The sequence below is a fragment of the Sorangiineae bacterium MSr11954 genome (assembly GCA_037157815.1).
Lineage (GTDB): Bacteria > Myxococcota_A > Polyangia > Polyangiales > Polyangiaceae > Pendulispora > Pendulispora albinea.
Genome location: CP089984.1, coordinates 8461132 through 8476754, shown reverse-complemented (window position 1 = coordinate 8476754; position 15623 = coordinate 8461132). Strand labels below are relative to the sequence as shown.

Sequence of the window (15623 nt, the reverse complement as noted above, 5' to 3'; positions counted from 1 at the left end):
GAGAGCGATGCTTCGGGACCTATTCGAACGGGAGTCGAACGCCATGTGGGCGGGGTTGCGGCGGTTGGCCCAGCGGGATCCACGGCTCGAGCGGCTTTATGGGGTGGACGTCGATGCGCGGGTGGCGCGGCTCGTCCAGTCGGGGGCGTTCGTGGTGGCGTCGGCGCTGGCCAGCTTGGAGACGGATGACCAGGCGCTGACCCGTCCTCTCGTTGCGGCGGCCCTCCCCGAGGCCCTGCGGCCGCGCCCATCCTCGACCATACTCGAACGGTCGTTTCGGGAGGCCGATGCGCGCGATGTACGCGGGCACGTGATTTCGGCCCAGGTGGGCGGGGTGGCGTTGCCGTTCGAGGCCGTGTGGTCCGCGGTCGCTGCGCCCATGCAGGTCGCCGACGTGCGGGTCGACCGCATCCATGCGCAGCGCCAAGTGCTTCGGATCACGTTCGGAGGCCTCGGCGGGGTCGCGCTCGGGGGCGTTCTACCCGATAAATTGCGGATCTACGTGCACGTCGAGCCGCGGAGGGTCGCGCTCGACCTTTTGCATGCGCTGCGCACGGCGGGCGAGCCCATTTTGGTGAGCGGCTCACGGCCCCAGCGCGCCCGGCCCTTGGAGTCGACCCTCCCTCCGACGGTGCTTCGATGGGTCCGCGTCGATACCGACGAGCCCCCGCTCACGTCCGCGCCGGTGGATCGATTCGGATCGGGCACCCTTTTGCGCGATCTGCATTCGTTTCCAGAGAGCTTCTCGTTTCTGGAGCTCGACGTGACCGGGGTGCCGCGCACCAACCTCGCCACCCTCACCCTGACCTTGCCGCTGGCGCGCGTCGTCGAGGAGGGCGCGGCGCTTTCGCGCGAAAATTTTCGGCTCTTTTGCACGCCGGCCACGAACCACTACGCGGCGGCCATCGAGCCGATACGCACGGTGCGTGAGGAGTCGGAGTGGCCGCTCGCGGTCGCGGGCCGCCCGCACGCCGAAATCCTGCACGTGCGCTCGATGTTCGTCGAGGCCCGCTCCGACGCGGAAGGCCGGCGGCCGATCGCCTCGTGGGAAGCCCCGGGCGAGCCCCACGCCTTCGATCCCGACGATGTGTATTACCGCCTCGAGCAGTCACCGCATGCGGCGCGCGGCGAGCTCTTGGTGTCCTTCGCCACGCTCGAGCGGTTCTTTGCGCCGGCGCCGGCCGGGATCGTGGAGGGCGAGGTGCTGGCGACGGATGGAGCGCTCACCGCCGCGTTGGGGCTGGGGGACGTGCGCTCGCCCAGCCACGGGCTCACCAACATTTCGCGCGTATCGCCCTCGCACCGCGCGCCCCTCGGGCAAAATCACGCGACCCGGGTGAGCGCGTATGCGCGGATGCCGGCGAGGGAGCTCGCCGATCCGGTTCACCTCACCGCGTTCGTCGGGCTCCACGATCTCTCGGAGGCGCAAGATGGGCAAGCGCGCGTTCGGCGGCCGCAGTTTCTCCAGATGCGGCGCGCGCGCGAGCATACCTTGTCGGGTCGAACCTTGCAGTGGGGCGACGCCTTCGAGGTCGACGTCGGCCTGGGCGCGTGCAGCGAAGGGGAGGCCTGGCTCGTGGGGGCCCTGCTCGCGCGCGCGCTGGCGGAGCGAAGTGAGGCCATCGATTTTTCGAGGCTCACGTTGGTTCGTGGAGGTGCGCGCCGGCGGGTCTTTGCCGAGTATGCACCGCGCCCGGGGGAGCGTCTCCCATTTCCTCTTGGTTGAGCGATTGAAGCGGGCGGACCGTCGAAGCGGAAGGTACCGATGAATACGAAGGCGTTGGCGTATATGCAGGCGAAGAGCTCCAAGAGCGGTATCTTCCTGGGGGACGATACGGGGGTCCGCAAAGGCCGTGAAAAGTGGTCGGCGGTCCTGGCGGTGCGATTCCGCGGGGAGCGTGCGCAGGACACCGGTCAAAAAGGGGATACGTACTCCGCCACCAAGCACGAGCCGATCACCGTCATTCGGGAATGGCGGCCTTCGACGGCGCAGTTCCTGGAGGAAGTTTGGAATACCAATCGCCATATCGACGAAGTCCTCTTCGAGTTCGTCCGATACGACGCCAGCGAGCAGGAGCACGTGTTCGCCACCATGAAGCTCACCAACGTCGTCGTGGCCCACGTCGAGCTGCGCTTCGGCAACACGGCGGAGTGGCGCGAGGGGAGCGATCCCGAGCCCACCTTGGAGCATATTGGGTTGGTACCTCAGGCCATCGAGTTCAAGGTGAAGGGCAGCGGGGGCGATGCCGTGGCCAATTACGAGAAGAATGCGTCGTAGGCCATGAGCCTCTTCGACGAGATTGCAGGGACGAAGCCGCGCTCGGACGGATCCTGGCAGTACCAGCGGGAGGAAGTCCGCGCCGACATCGAAGCCCTCTGCCAAACCCGCATGGGCGGCGTGCCGTGCGATCCGGGATACGGCGCCGTGGTGGTGACCGCGCTCGGGGCCTCGTTCCCCGACGTGATCGAGCGGTGGAGCGAGACATTGGTCGCGAGCCTTCGCCGTTACGAGCCTCGGCTCCGCGAGCCGCGCGTGATCCCCACGTTCGCCGAGTGGCCCAAACGCGCCGTGGGCGTGCGGATCGCGGGGTGGCTGGTGGTGGGAAATGAAGCGGTCCCGGTGCAGCTCACCGCGACCTTGAGCTTGAACGGGTTCTGGAGCGTGCGCTGATGGCGAGGTTCCCGGAGAGCGCACTTCGTACCTTGCTGATCTCGGCGCGTGAGTTCGCCCAGGCTCACCCGGCGCTCGCGGGGAGGCTCGGCCGGCCTTCGTCGGAGCCGCAGGTCGAACGCTTTCGCCAGGGGCTCTTTCACCTCGGCGCCACCTTGCTCGAGCAGAGCCGCCGCTTCGAGGGCGAGAGCTACCGCGCGCTGGGCGAGCTGGTCGCGCCAGATTTGAGCCGGCCTTTTCCGGCGGCCACCCTCGTGGAGCTCTCGGACGCGAGCCACGCGACGCACGTGCCGGCGGGAGCCCTCGTCCACACGCCTTCGGGGTGCATCTTCACCCTCGCGGCCGGCGTCGATCTCGGCCCGTACCGCGCCGAGCGGGCGCGGCTCACATCCGAGGGCCTCTCGTTCGATCTCGCGGCCACGGCCGCCGTTCCACTGGCCCACGCGGTGGGCGACGACCTTCGCATCTATGTGGACGGCCCGCGCGAATCCGCGCTCGCGCTGGTCGAGCACGTGCTGAGGCACACGGCGAGTGTCACCATCGAGCTCCCCGGCGCCCAGGTACGAAAGTCGGTGAAGGCCGCCGAGCCGTACGGCCTCCGCGCGGAGGATGCGCTCGCGCCCGAGCCCGACGGTCCGCCCACGGGCGCGCAGTTCCTCCGCGAATATTTCCTCTTGCCGCAAAAGTTCGCCTTCTTCCGGCTCCCCGCGGTACGCGCGGCGCTGCGCGGTGCCGGCGCGCGGGCCACCGTGACCCTCCGCTTCGATGCACCGATCCCGACGCGCGGGACCCTGGGCGAGGACGACCTTCGCGTGCACGCCGTCCCTGCGACCAATTTGTTTCGAGCCACCTCGGAGCCGCGCACCGTCGATCCGGCCATGTCGCGTTTTCCCCTGCGCGTGGCCGGATTTTCGCGCGAGCGCGCGTCGGTGTACGCGGTGACCCGAGTCGCGGCCGTTCGCCGCGACGGTGGAGGGCCCAGCATCGTGGTGCCCCCGCTGCGCCGCTTTGCCGCGGCCGCCGCGCCCGGGGAGTTTCCGTACGCCTTCTCCACGGAGCTCGTGAAGTTTCGCGGCCGCCCCGAGCCCGATCTCGTCGTATCGATCACCAGCCCGCACGGCGAAAAGCCGCTGCTCGAACCGCACGTGCTCATGGTCGATCTCTTGGCCACGCACCGCGATCGCGCCGCGGATCTTCGGCCCGGCGATCGGCTGGAGGGAGGGCCGGGCATCCCGCACGGTGCGCGCATTCGCAGCCTCACCCCCGCGTCCCCGTACGTCCCCGCGCCCGCGGGCCCCGAGTTTGCGCTCCACGCCCTCCACCGCGGCGCGGTGCCGCAACGCGATCCGCGAGCCTCCCTGCAGCGCCTTCTCCTCGGCCGCCTCCCCCGGCAAGGGGTCGATCCCGCGCTCGTTCGCGCCAACCTCGCGCGCATCCGCGCCATCGAGGCCCTCGACGTTTCCATCGCCAGCCGCGGTGCCCATCGCGGCTACCGCGCGACCTTGACCCTCGACGAGACCTCGTTTCGCGGCCAAGGCGACGTGGCGCTCTTCGCCCGCGTCCTGCACGCGGTCCTCGACGCGCAGACGAGCCTCAATCGCTTTTACGAGTGCGATATTCTCTGCAAACGAAGCGGATCGACGGTTCGCTGGCCGCGGAGCGTGCGTTCATGAGCGACATGGCCCATCTCGTGGCCGAGGCGCGGCAGTTCCCATTCTTCGCGCTGGTGCGCCTGCTCGAGCACCTGCTCGGCACCGACATTCGCAGCGAACCCCCCGCCATCACCTTCGAGCACACCGCGGATTTGGCGTTCCCGACCCACGACGTCGCCTCGCTCGCATGGGACGAGGGCCACGCGCAGGCCCGCATGGCGATCCAATGCTTTGGCCTGGTGGGGACCGCGTCCCCGATGCCGCTCGAGTGGACGGAGGACATGCAGCACGGGGACGACGAGGGCGCGCTGCGCGCGTTTTGCGACGTCTTCCACGACCGCGCCATCCGTGTGCTCTTCGACATGTGGAAGACCCGCACCCTCGAGGGCGGATTCGATCGCGAGGGGCGCGACCCGCTCAGCCGAGGTTTGCGCGCGCTGGTCGGGGTCGATGCCTGGGCGCCCGAGGGCACGAAGAAGCCGCTCGCGCCCATGGTGGCGTTGGGCCTCGCCGACCATCAGCGCGGCCAGCCGCAGTCCATCGACGCGACGAGCGCCGAGCAGCTGCTGCGCCGCCTTTACCCCGTGTGGAACGTGCGCCTCCGGTGCAACGTCCCTCGCATCGTCGCGCTGACCCGCCGCGAGCAGTCGCGCTTGGGATCCGAACGAAGCCGCCTGGGGATCGATGTGTTTTGCGGCCATGACGCGGAGGACACCGAGGGGCTCGTCCGCGTGCACGTGGGCCCTTTGGATGGCGCCACCTACGCGTCGCTCATGCCGGGCGAAGAGCTGCATGCGGAGCTGACCGCGCTCACCCTCCAGCTCTTTTCGGTCGAGGCCGAGCTCGAGGCCAAGGTCGCCGACGGCGATGCACCACCGTGCCGTCTCGGCGCTCCCACCGGCGCCCGACTCGGCCTGGACACCTATTGCACCGCGGATGGCGCCTCGGAGTCCGGCGCATTCGTCGACGTGCGCGTCAAGCTCGACCCCAACGCCGTGACCCGAACGTTCGTCCTTTGATTCCCCACGAGATTTACCCATGGCCCAGCCGATGCTCGAAGATCCTTCGTTGAACGACGCTTTCGCCCGCGACGCGGAGCGCGATGACGCCTCCCCGAACCGCACCTCCGCGCTCGATAAGCCGCATTGGAAGATGGGTATGCAGCTGATGCCGCACCACTTCCAATTTCAAGATAGCTACCACGAGGCGTTCGTCGCGTCGCACATCGATGCGTTATTCAATCATACGTGGGGCATCCTTCATGTCGACGTGGACGAGCAGGCCATCTCCTCCGGTCACGTATCCCTTCGCGAGCTGCGCGCCATTTTGCCCGGCGGTCTTCCTATCGCGTGCGGAACCAAGGAGGCGCCCGGGGCCCCGAGCCGCATCGTGCACCATCTCGAGGAAGGGGAGTCGCTCGAGGTCTACGTAGGCGTTCCGCACGTGCACCCGGGGACGCAAAACGTCGACCCCGAGGAGGATCCCACCTCGCACCGAAGGTACACCCGCGACTCCATCCACGTGGCCGATCTCCAGAATGGCACCCGCGAGCCGGTGGAGATAGGCCGCCTTCGATACAATGTCACCCTGCTCTTCGAGCACGACCGCCTCGACGACTTCGTCACCTTGCCCATCGCGCGCGTCGTTCGCAGGGACGGGCAAATCACCTTCGACGAAGCGTACGTCCCCCCGGTCCTCCAAATCCGTGCTTCGCGGCCGCTCGAAGAGGGGCTGCGCAGGGTCCTCGCGGCCCTCTTGAACCAGCAGAACGCGCTGGAGAGCATGACCGCGCGCGATTCGACCGAAACCTGGCGCCGCTGGACCCTCAGCGTGGTGAGCTCCCATATCGCGACCCTCGCCGACATCGTCGAGCAAGGGCACGAGCACCCGCACAAAGTCTATCGCGTCTTGGCCCGCCTCTATGGCGCGCTCTCCGCCTTCACCCCGGAGCGCGAGCCCACCTGTCCGCCGTTTCGCTACCGCGCCTTGGGCGAGACATTCCACTTCCTGTTCGACACCATCGTGGCCATCCTCGACGCGCTCGGCGCCGAGCAATACCGGCGCATCCCGGTCCATCACGTGGACGCGAACACGTACCACGTCGAGCTGCTCGAGCCGACCATCTTCCGCAACGAGTTCTTTCTCTGCGTCGTCGGCCCCGACACCGAAATGCTGCGCACCCACGTCCCGCGCACCTTCCGGCTCGCCGCATGGCACCAGCTGGCGCACGTGCGCCAGGCCGCCGTGGCCGGTGTACCGCTGCTCCCGCTGGCGGTTCCTCCCGCGTCCCTGCCGCAAAAGCCGGGCACCGTGTACTTCCGGCTCGATAAGACGTCCGAAGCCTTCGAGGCGGTTTTGCGGTCCGGGCATTTGGGGATCGACGCGCTCATTCCCAATGTCACCGTCCACCTTTATGCCGTCGATCCGAGGCTCCTGTGAGCGCAGAGCCGTCGCGCGCCGAGCCCTCGCGCGCCGAGCCCTCGCGGGCCGCCATCGAGCGGATGATCGCCGATCTCGACGCGCGCATCGGTCGCGTGGTCGATTCGATCCTGCACCATCCGGACTTTCAGCGGCTCGAAGCGGCCTGGCGCGGCCTCTGGCACGTCGTCAGCCGTGTTTCGTTCGATCAGAATATCGAAGTCCATCTCTGGAGCTGCTCGAAAGAGGAGCTCCAGGACGATCTGGCCGACGCCGCCGAGGTGACGACCTCGCGCTATTTCCGCGCCGTGTACACCTCGGAGTTCGGACAATTCGGCGGCAAGCCGTACACGGCCGTCTTTGCCAACTTCGCCATCGACGCATCGCCTTCGGACATGACCTTGATGCGCCGCATGGCCGCCGTCAGCGCCATGGCCCACGCGCCGCTGCTCCTCGGCGCATCCCCTGCGCTCTTTTTGCTCGAGCGCTTCTCCGCGCTCACCTCGGCCGCCAACGTCCCCGCGATCTTCGAAGACTCGACCCATCACGTGAAGTGGAACGCGCTGCGCGAGAGCGACGACGCCCGCTATGTCGGTATTCTACTGCCGCGCATCCTCCTTCGTTTGCGCTACGGCGAAGAGCACGAGGGCGCCGAGAGCTTCGTCTACGAGGAGCGAACCCACGGCGCCGAGGACTACCTCTGGGGGAGCCCCATCTACGCATTCGCGGTGCGCCTGGCCAAGAGCTTCGCGCGCCATCGAACGGCCTTGGCCATGCTGGGCTCCGAGGGCGACGAGCCCCCCGTGCGCGATATCCATCCCACCATGGGCGGCGAGCACGAGAAGCCCGCCGTCGAGGTGGTGCTCTCCCGGCGCATGGAGGGCACCTTGGCGGAGCTCGGGTTCATTCCGCTCATGTGCGATCCGCACCGCGCCCAACTCTTCTTCACCACCGCCTCGAGCATCCAGCTTCCAAGGACCTTCGCGCGGGACGAGCGCGCGGCCGACGGCACGGATCCCACCGTGAATTTCTTCCTCGGCACCCACCTGCCGTATCTCTTCTTCGCGGCGCGGTTCGCGCATTACATCAAGGTCATCGAGCGCGAGCGCCTCGGCGGAAATCGAACCCGCGAGGAGATCGAGTCCGATCTCAACGAGTGGATCTCCCGCTATGTGGCGGCCATGGATAACGTGAGCCCCGCCACCCGCCGCCAACGGCCGCTCCGCTACGCGCGCATCAAGACCAGCGACGTGGCCGGCTCGCCCGGCTGGTACCGCATGGAGGTGCTCATCCAGCCGCACCTCCGGCACATGGAGCACGAGTTTCAAATCTCCGTTACGGGGAGGATCGATACGCGATGACGCCTTTTCCGATGAAGCCCCACTGGCCCCGAAGGTTCCAGCTCCACGTGGCCCACCTGGAGGCGCGCGACGCTTACGCCGAAAACCTGGTCGCATATTGGCTGCAATCGCTGCACCCTCACGGCCACGGCATCGTCGAAATGGCGCTCGACGACGAAGAGCTCGGCCGCGGCGAGCTCGTTTTCCGACGGCTAAAGGCCATTTTTCCGAGCGGCATCCTGGTCGACCAAACGGGCATGGTCCCCCTCGAGCGCAACGCGTCCACCATGTTTCCAGAGACCGGATCCATGCTGCCCGTGTTCGTGGGCATTCCGAAAGTCGGTCTCGGCTCCAACGTGAGCGCGGGCGACGGCCTGGTGCGCTCCGTGCGTTACATCGAGACCGGCGAAGGCACCATGCGCCCCCAACCGGAGATCCTCTTCGGGGGCGAGCCCATGGATCGATTCGAGGTGCTCTTCGTCGGTCACCTGCAGCGAATTGGAAACCGACTTCGCTTCGACCCGGCGATGTTTCCGACCATCCTTCGGATCCGCGCCGCCGCGGAGCTCGACCGCGCCCTCACGCGATTCATCGCGTCCCTCGAACGCCGGCGCGACGAGCTGCGAAACGATCGGGGCAACCACCCGCTCGACCGCGACTCCTTGGGCACCCCCGAAGCGCGCGAGCCCATGGAGCTCGGCCTCTTGCTCCGAGAACACCTCCCCTTGCTCACCGACTGCGCGCGCGAGGACGCGCATCCACGGGAGCTGTACGAGCTCCTGAACGCCTTCTACGGCGCCCTGCGCATCTTCGGAGCCAAAGAAGAGCGCCCGCGCTATTCGCACACGAAGCTCTCCGAGATCTTCCCCTGGTTCTTTCGACGCATTCAAACCATCGTCGAGGAAGCTGCACGCGACGAGACCACGCGCCTCGAGTTCGTCCGCGTGGATCCGGTCACCTTCGACCTGTCCTTCCAATCCGACGATCTCGTCGGCAAACGCCCCTTCCTGGTGGCCGATCGCGCACCGGAGCATTACCTGCGCGGGGAGGTGCCGCGCCTGCTCAAAATGGCCGGACCGACCGAGATCGGGCGCCTCAAAGCCTCCGCGGTGCGCGGCGTGGCCATCGTGGAGGAGTTCGAGCCCCCCGGCGTGCTCGCGACCCGGCGCGACGTCGTGGTCTACCGCATTCACGTTCGCGATCCCCTCTGGCTCGATATCGAGGACCGCAAGCGGGTGCTCCTCTTTCTCCCGGGCGCACCCCCCGGGGTCCGCTTCTTTCTCTATGGCGTGAAGCGCGCGTTCTGATCGATCGAACGATAGGAAAAACGAGACATGAACAACCTCCCTGCGGGTCTCGACGCGTTGATCCCCGGCTTCCCCGAGCTGCCCATGGGGGGAGCCGGCGACAAGAAAGCACCGTTCGAGCTGGCTGCGGGGCCATTCCTGGGCCCCGAGCTCCGCGTGGGGCGAACGTCGTCTGGTCGACGTGCCATCCCGACGAGAAGGGAGGGGATTCCATCCGTCGAGGCTCGCTGCTGGCCAGAACGCAGAAGCTCCTGGTGAGGGTGGCGGGGAGATCATGCAAGGTGGCCCCCGGTCGTGGGGATCATCGCGCGCACTGGGTACAGCGTCGGAAAGGGATGCCCAACTCGTAGAAGAGCTCGAGAGCCGAGGGCTGCGACGGCCGCCCCGTGAAGTGAATCACCCCCGTTCCACGGCGGTTCGAAAATTCAACGCCACGACGATCATCGCGGCGATGCCGGCAGCGATCACGTAAACGACCGTGCGCAGCCGATCGGCGGACGCCACGCGGAGCGCTTCGCCGGAGAGGTGTGCGGTTCCCGCGTTGGCGATGGGGACGAGAACGGCGAGGCCCATGGCGGTGCCTATTTGTTGGCCCGTGGAGGCGATGCCGGAGGCGATTCCTTGGTCCTCTTCGGAGACGCCGGTGGCGGCGGCCGCGAACATGGTGGTGAAGACGATGCCTTGCCCCAGGCTGAGAATGACCAGCCCTGGGACCAGGGCCATGTAGCTGCCGTTGGGAGACATCGCGCGGCCGAGGAGGAGCGTGCCGGCGACGCCCAAAAGGAGCCCGGAGATCAAGGTGGTGCGGATGCCCAAACGGGTGGCCATGGGGCCGCCCACGGTGGAGCCTACGAAGATGACCGCGCAGGGGACGATGAACGCAAGGCCCGCCTGCAATGCGCTGTTGCCGTGCACGTTTTGAAGGAAGACCGTGAGAAAGTAGGCCAGGGAGGAGAACGTGGCCGTGAATAGAAATGTGACGATGACGCCAGTGCTCGAGTTGCGATTGGCAAAGAGACGCAACGCCATCAGCGGATCGCGGCTGCGCGCCTCGATGATCACGAATGCCACCAGAAGAAGAACGGCGACGGTGCCGCTGCCGAGCACCGCCATCGACGTCCAGCCCGACTCCGGGCCCTGAACGAGCGCAAAGACGAACAAGGTGGTGCCGGTGGTGGCGGTCAGCGCGCCCGGGAAGTCGAAGCGGCGGCCTTTGGTGAGCGCTTCGTCTGCGGCGATCAAGGTAAATGCGAGCAGGATGCCGATGCCGGCCAGTGGAACATTCACATAGAAGACCGCCTTCCAGCCGAAGGTCTCCGTCAGCACGCCCCCGAGGAGGGAGCCCAGCACCAGCCCGCCGGCGCCGGCGCCTCCCCAGGTCGAGAGCGCGCGGTTTCGATCGGCGCCCTCGGCGAAGGTGGTGTTGACCAAGGAGAGGGTGGCCGGGAAGAGGAACGCTCCGCCCACCCCCTGCAGCGCGCGGGCGGCGATGAGCACCGCCGGGACCGTGGCCAGGCCGCCCATCAGGGATGCCAGGGCATACAAAAATAGACCAAGGATAAACATTCGGCGGCGCCCCAGCCGATCGGACGCGCGGCCGCCCAGGAGCAAGAGGCCGCCGTAGGGCACCACATAGGCGCTGATGACCCATTGCTGCGTCTGGGCGGAGAAGCCGAGGCCTCGGCCGATCTCGGGGAGGGCTACGAAAACGATGGTGTAATCGAGGGAGATGATCAGGTGCGCAAAGGCCAAGAGGAGCAGGGTCAGCCCTGGCCGGGCGGGCGAGCGCGCCGCGAACGCGGTGGGAGATTGGAGCATGCACGGCTCTGTAGATCCCGCGGAGCAGGGCGGGTGCTCAACGAATCCGTAGAAAGGTCATACGAAAATGTATAATGGATGAAGCGCATGCCTCGCCCGAAGCTCGTCAAGGTGGATTGGGACGACCTGCGCATCGCGCTCGCCGTGCTCCGGCATGGATCGCTGAGCGCCGCCGCGCGCGCCATGGGCACCACGCAGCCGACGGTGAGCCGCCGGCTCGATGCCTTCGAGCGCCACATCGGCATCGAGCTCTTCGAGCGCGGAAAAGAAGGGCTCGCGCCGACCCCGCTGGCCACCGCTTTGTTCGAGAACCTCCAGCGCATGGACGAGGGAGCGCTCGCCATCGAACGGCGGATCGCGGCCCGCGACACCGGCCTTCAAGGGGCCATCACCGTGACGAGCCTCGATTGGCTCGGTGACTACGTGGTCGCGCCCATGCTGGCGCGGTTCAGCGCGTCCCACCGGCTGGTGGTGTGCGAGCTCATCAACGACGCGCGCGTCTTCAACTTATCGCGCCGCGACGCCGACGTGGCCTTTCGCTTCGGGGCCTTCGATCAAGAAGATCTGGTGGTGCGCAAGCTCGCCGAGGCCGCATATGGGCTCTATGCATCCCCCGAATACCTCGAACGGCATGGGCGGCCGAACTTCGAGAGAGGGTGCCCCGGCCATGCGATTATCCTCCTGCACGAGGCGGCGGGCCGGGTTTGCTACGGTGAGTGGTTGAAGACGCTCGCCCGGGAGGCGCGGGTGATCCTGCGCACGAATGGCCTCCAGTCGCACCTCGCGGCCGTCGAGGCGGGCGATGCGATGGCCGCCTTGCCGCGCGCGGTGGCGGATCGAAGACCGGCCCTCCGCCGCATCGAAACTCCGCTGGCCGAGCCGGTGCAACCGATCCGCATGGGCGTTCACCCCGATCTGCGCGACACGCCGCGCATCCGTGCCTTCATCGACTTTGCTGCGCGCGAGCTCAAGGTGCGCGCGCCCGAGCTCAATCCGGTTTGACCCCGAGGCCGGATACGGTGGCGTTCTCCCAGCCGGCGTTCCGAACCAGCTCGGCGTCCGGGCCGGCGAAGGCCAGGCTGGCGATGGGATCATCCATGAGCCGGTAACGCATCCAGGCGACCAGGTATCCAAAGTATTCGGCCTGCGGCACGCTGCAGAGGATTTTGCACGCGTCTTGGATATCGTTGTGATCCGCCCCCGCCAGGGTCGCGCGCGCCTTGGGGACCGCATCGGGGACGGCGTCGAAGAACGCGGCCATCGACTGTTGACCCTCCGTCCCTGGGGCTTGCGTGGAAGGGGAGATGAGCGAGTCTCTGCTGCCATTCACGAAGAAGACGGAGCCGGAGCGAATCGCGGCGCCGTCGAACCAGTGGCGTGCTTTGCATTCGGGATCGGAGTTGCCGACGCAAATCCATTTTTGTGCCGGGAGCTCGATGGGCACCAAGGTGCTCATCGGGCGGTGCCCCGATCCAGGCTCGTTGGCCAGGGCGAAGGCCCGCATGCTCCCGCCCGCGCCTTGTGAATGTCCGAAGACGCCAATCTTGGTGGGATCGAGGGTCCCGTAGAAGGCGCTCGCTGGATCGTCATTGGCGGCCACCAGCCAATCGACCGAGGCGAGCATCTCCTGGCCGGTCCCGGTGTTGGCGCTCGTGCTCGCAATGACGGCGAACCCCCACGATGCCATTTGCGCGAGCAGCCGGCTGTACTCGGCGACGGTCGCGTCCGTGCCATTGCCCCACGCGAGGATGGGGTGCCGCACGGTCCCGCCCGCGGTCCCGGAGGGGTAGAAGAGCTCGTATTTCGCGGCCCCCGCGCCGTCTTTGACCGTGGCGCGCTCCACGGGCCATGGGCCAGGAGCGGTATACGCCGCCTCGACGGGCAGCCTCGGACGCTCGCAATGGATAAGGCACCAGGTCGATAGCGCCATGAGCGCCGTTCGCGAGAGAGTGACTCGGAGGGTGCGGAGGTTCATCGATTCCCCACGACGGTCTGGTGCGCTCGCGGCGCCGGTGCATGGCGCGGCGATGGCCTCGTGGGCTATGGATCATCGCCCGCGAGATGGCCAAACGAATTTGGATTTTCTTCGCCGCCCGGCCGCGCCCGCAATCCGCTCACCACGGTAACGCGATGGGCCCGCCGAATTTGCGCATCTCGGCGAAGAAGCCGCCTTGGGGCCCGCCGCGGGGCAAGGTGGCGAGGTAAAAGGCCGTCTCGGCGCCCTCCTCGGCGGAGAAGGGAGCGTCGGGGCCCCCCATGTCCGTTCGCATCCAGCCCGGCGAGTAGGTGTTGACCAAGACGTCAGTGCCTCGAAGCTCGCGCGCGAGCAGCCGGGTGAGGGCGTTCATTCCGACTTTGGAGATGCGGTACGAGGGCGATAGTGGGTATTCGTCCTCGGGCAGCACCGCCAACGAGGCGACCTCGCTCGAGACGTTCACCACGCGGCCGTGACCCTGCTCGCGCATGAGCGGGACGAACGTCTGCGCGAGGCGCAGCGCGCCCACCGCGTTGACATTGAATGTGCTCAAAACGGTCTCGGGGCGGGCGGTGAGCACGCTGCCCTCCTCGGGCTCGAGGAACGTGGGGAACACCGCGGCGTTATTTACGAGAACATCGATTCGGCCGAATCGCTCGCGCACGTGATGCCCGAGCGCGGCGACGCTGGCAGGATCGGTGACGTCGAGCAGGTGGTGCGTGATCGGGAGCCCCTCGCCGGCCAGCCGGGCGATCGCGCGCCGTCCGGACTCGAGCTCCGTGCTGGTCGCCACCACGTGCATGTTCGCGCGCGCGGCCAGCAGCTTGGCGATGGCGTATCCGAGGCCACGGCTCGTGCCCGTGACGACGGCCACACGTCGTAGTTCGTCGATTGTCATGACGACGATGTGTGTCCCGCAGACGCGATGGGCCATGACCGCGCGTCGGCAATGCATGTCCGTTCGTCCGGATCCGAAGCGCGTTACGGCTGCACGGCCACCTTGCCGGAGTCTGCTCCTGCATCGGGCAGCGAATCCACGGTTCGCGCAATCGGAGCAGGAGCAGGTGCAGGTGCAGGCGCGGGAGCAGGAGCAGATGCGGGTGCCGTGCGGTTCGCTGTGACCGGTCGCGGTGCGTCCTTGGTGCGCGCCAGGGTGACGCCAATGAGGCAGCCCACGACGATCAGCACGCTCTGGAGCGCCAAGATCCAGGGAAGGATCGAGCGCCTGCGGGTGCGCGCCGTGGTGGCAGGGTATTGTGCGGTGCTGTCGACCCAGGCGGCGTTCGTTTGCTCGCGGGGCGACGGCGCCGGTGCCAGGGTCGCGATGCCCGCCTGCGCGGGGGCAAAGGCCGGGTGCACCCAAGGGACCGGCGGCGCCTTGGGCATGTGCTGGGGGTACGACGACATCACCGTGAGGGTGGCAGGTCGACCTTCCGCAGGTGGTCGCACCACATGCCGCTCGGAGCCAAACGTGCCGCTGGCGCGGGAGCCGAAGGGGGCGAGAAGGCGCCCGAGCTCCGCGGCGCTGGCGAGGCGCTGCTCGAGATTGCGCTCCAAGCAGCGCACCAGGATGGCTTCCAGCGCCTCGGGAACGCCCGAACGATGCTGCGCGAGCGGGGTCAGCGGCTCGTGCAAGATGGCTGTGAATATTTGTTGCAATGAGTCGCCGCCGAAGGGAGGTACCCCTGCGAGCAACTCATAGAGAATCACGCCGAGTGCCCAGATGTCGGTGCGGCGATCCACCTTCTTCGAGTCGAGCAGCTGCTCGGGCGACATGTAGAACGGAGTGCCCAGGAGCATCTTGGTGACCGTGAGCTCGCGCTCTTCGTCCACCTCGCTCAAAGGTTGGCACGCCTTCGAAATCCCGAAGTCGAGCACTTTGACGATCTCGGCGCCGTTGCTTCCGCGGTGCAGAAACAGGTTCGCGGGCTTCAGATCGCGGTGCACGATGCCATGGTGATGGGCTTCTTCGACCGCCTGCAGCGCCTCCAGGACGATGTCGACCGCCTCGTCCACCTCGAACCGCACGCGCTCCTCGAGGTGGGCCTCGAGATCCAAGCCTTCGAGCAGCTCCAGGATCATGTAGGGCAGCCCGCTCGGTGTGGTCCCCGCGGAGAATACGCGCGCTATGTTGTTGCCCTCGATGCGTGCAGCCGCGCGGCCTTCGTTGATGAAGCGCATCGCCGCCTCGCGCGAGCTGGCCACATGCGGGAGAAGCACCTTGATGGCAACCTTACGTGCCAGGTCGACGTCGACGGCGGCGTAAACAGCGCCCATTCCGCCTTTGCCGATCAGCCTCTCGACGCGATACTTCCCGAGGAAGAGCTCCCCTTCGGACAACATCCCCACCACCCAATCAACGTATGTCGATTTTCTGGATACTCAAGATGATTGATGTGCGATTTGCTTCTTTGCTGTTCTGCATGAGACGGCGGTGGATCA

Annotated in this window: 13 protein-coding genes; 9 read left to right on the top strand and 4 right to left on the bottom strand. The window is 67.2% G+C overall.

Annotated features, from left to right (window positions below):
• Positions 1-7 precede the first annotated feature (7 nt).
• Genes LZC94_32900 through LZC94_32865 form a run of 8 tightly spaced genes read left to right on the top strand, consistent with a single transcriptional unit; the run spans position 8 to position 9388 of the window.
• On the top strand, positions 8-1726 hold the full coding sequence (locus LZC94_32900) for a type VI secretion system baseplate subunit TssF (GenBank protein ID WXB12636.1): 1719 nt from the start codon (positions 8-10) through the stop codon (positions 1724-1726).
• Between the two features lie 39 nt (positions 1727-1765).
• Complete coding sequence (locus tag LZC94_32895; protein ID WXB12635.1) at positions 1766-2278, top strand: type VI secretion system tube protein Hcp; 513 nt, start codon at positions 1766-1768, stop codon at positions 2276-2278.
• Positions 2279-2281: 3 nt separating this feature from the next.
• Positions 2282-2671, top strand: coding sequence for a GPW/gp25 family protein (locus LZC94_32890; GenBank protein WXB12634.1), 390 nt, complete (start codon positions 2282-2284; stop codon positions 2669-2671).
• Entirely contained in the window at positions 2671-4344 is a 1674-nt protein-coding gene (locus tag LZC94_32885) for a type VI secretion system baseplate subunit TssF (GenBank protein WXB12633.1), read from the top strand. The genes LZC94_32890 and LZC94_32885 overlap by 1 nt, the downstream gene beginning before the upstream one ends.
• A complete protein-coding gene (gene tssG / locus LZC94_32880) occupies positions 4341-5342 on the top strand; it encodes a type VI secretion system baseplate subunit TssG (GenBank protein ID WXB12632.1) in 1002 nt (333 codons plus the stop codon). The genes LZC94_32885 and tssG overlap by 4 nt, the downstream gene beginning before the upstream one ends.
• A gap of 19 nt (positions 5343-5361) precedes the next feature.
• The gene (tssK, locus tag LZC94_32875; protein ID WXB12631.1) at positions 5362-6762 is read left to right on the top strand and encodes a type VI secretion system baseplate subunit TssK; all 1401 of its coding nucleotides are present in this window, start codon (positions 5362-5364) and stop codon (positions 6760-6762) included.
• Positions 6759-8102: a type VI secretion system contractile sheath large subunit gene (gene tssC, locus LZC94_32870; protein ID WXB12630.1), complete on the top strand. Its 1344-nt coding sequence runs from the start codon at positions 6759-6761 to the stop codon at positions 8100-8102. Before tssK ends, tssC begins: the two co-directional genes overlap by 4 nt.
• A complete protein-coding gene (locus LZC94_32865) occupies positions 8099-9388 on the top strand; it encodes a type VI secretion system baseplate subunit TssK (protein WXB12629.1) in 1290 nt (429 codons plus the stop codon). Before tssC ends, LZC94_32865 begins: the two co-directional genes overlap by 4 nt.
• A gap of 396 nt (positions 9389-9784) precedes the next feature.
• Here the strand turns inward: LZC94_32865 and LZC94_32860 are convergent, their stop codons facing one another.
• The gene (locus LZC94_32860) at positions 9785-11206 is read right to left on the bottom strand and encodes an MFS transporter (GenBank protein WXB12628.1); all 1422 of its coding nucleotides are present in this window, start codon (positions 11204-11206) and stop codon (positions 9785-9787) included.
• 87 nt (positions 11207-11293) lie between these two features.
• Between LZC94_32860 and LZC94_32855 the strand changes: the two genes are divergently transcribed.
• Complete coding sequence (locus tag LZC94_32855) at positions 11294-12208, top strand: LysR family transcriptional regulator (protein ID WXB12627.1); 915 nt, start codon at positions 11294-11296, stop codon at positions 12206-12208.
• On the opposite strand, the gene LZC94_32850 is transcribed toward LZC94_32855, so the two are convergent.
• The 3 genes from LZC94_32850 to LZC94_32840 all read right to left on the bottom strand — a co-directional run bounded on the left by LZC94_32850 (position 12195) and on the right by LZC94_32840 (position 15524).
• On the bottom strand, positions 12195-13049 hold the full coding sequence (locus tag LZC94_32850) for a hypothetical protein (protein WXB12626.1): 855 nt from the start codon (positions 13047-13049) through the stop codon (positions 12195-12197). The two genes, LZC94_32855 and LZC94_32850, sit on opposite strands and share 14 nt — an antisense overlap.
• 271 nt (positions 13050-13320) lie before the next feature.
• A complete protein-coding gene (locus LZC94_32845; protein WXB12625.1) occupies positions 13321-14079 on the bottom strand; it encodes an SDR family NAD(P)-dependent oxidoreductase in 759 nt (252 codons plus the stop codon).
• Positions 14080-14162: 83 nt separating this feature from the next.
• Positions 14163-15524 carry a serine/threonine protein kinase gene (locus LZC94_32840; protein ID WXB12624.1) on the bottom strand — a complete coding sequence of 454 codons (1362 nt, stop codon included), beginning with the start codon at positions 15522-15524 and terminating at the stop codon, positions 14163-14165.
• Positions 15525-15623: the final 99 nt, after the last annotated feature.

Excerpts from the sequence above, each read along its gene's own strand:
- LZC94_32840 (WXB12624.1), bottom strand. The coding sequence starts at position 15,524 with ATGTTGTCCGAAGGGGAGCTCTTCCTCGGGAAGTATCGCGTCGAGAGG.
- LZC94_32890 (WXB12634.1), top strand. The coding sequence starts at position 2,282 with ATGAGCCTCTTCGACGAGATTGCAGGGACGAAGCCGCGCTCGGACGGA.
- LZC94_32845 (WXB12625.1), bottom strand. The coding sequence starts at position 14,079 with ATGACAATCGACGAACTACGACGTGTGGCCGTCGTCACGGGCACGAGC.
- LZC94_32895 (WXB12635.1), top strand. The coding sequence starts at position 1,766 with ATGAATACGAAGGCGTTGGCGTATATGCAGGCGAAGAGCTCCAAGAGC.
- LZC94_32855 (WXB12627.1), top strand. The coding sequence starts at position 11,294 with ATGCCTCGCCCGAAGCTCGTCAAGGTGGATTGGGACGACCTGCGCATC.
- tssG (WXB12632.1), top strand. The coding sequence starts at position 4,341 with ATGAGCGACATGGCCCATCTCGTGGCCGAGGCGCGGCAGTTCCCATTC.
- LZC94_32865 (WXB12629.1), top strand. The coding sequence starts at position 8,099 with ATGACGCCTTTTCCGATGAAGCCCCACTGGCCCCGAAGGTTCCAGCTC.
- LZC94_32900 (WXB12636.1), top strand. The coding sequence starts at position 8 with ATGCTTCGGGACCTATTCGAACGGGAGTCGAACGCCATGTGGGCGGGG.
- LZC94_32860 (WXB12628.1), bottom strand. The coding sequence starts at position 11,206 with ATGCTCCAATCTCCCACCGCGTTCGCGGCGCGCTCGCCCGCCCGGCCA.
- tssK (WXB12631.1), top strand. The coding sequence starts at position 5,362 with ATGGCCCAGCCGATGCTCGAAGATCCTTCGTTGAACGACGCTTTCGCC.
- LZC94_32885 (WXB12633.1), top strand. The coding sequence starts at position 2,671 with ATGGCGAGGTTCCCGGAGAGCGCACTTCGTACCTTGCTGATCTCGGCG.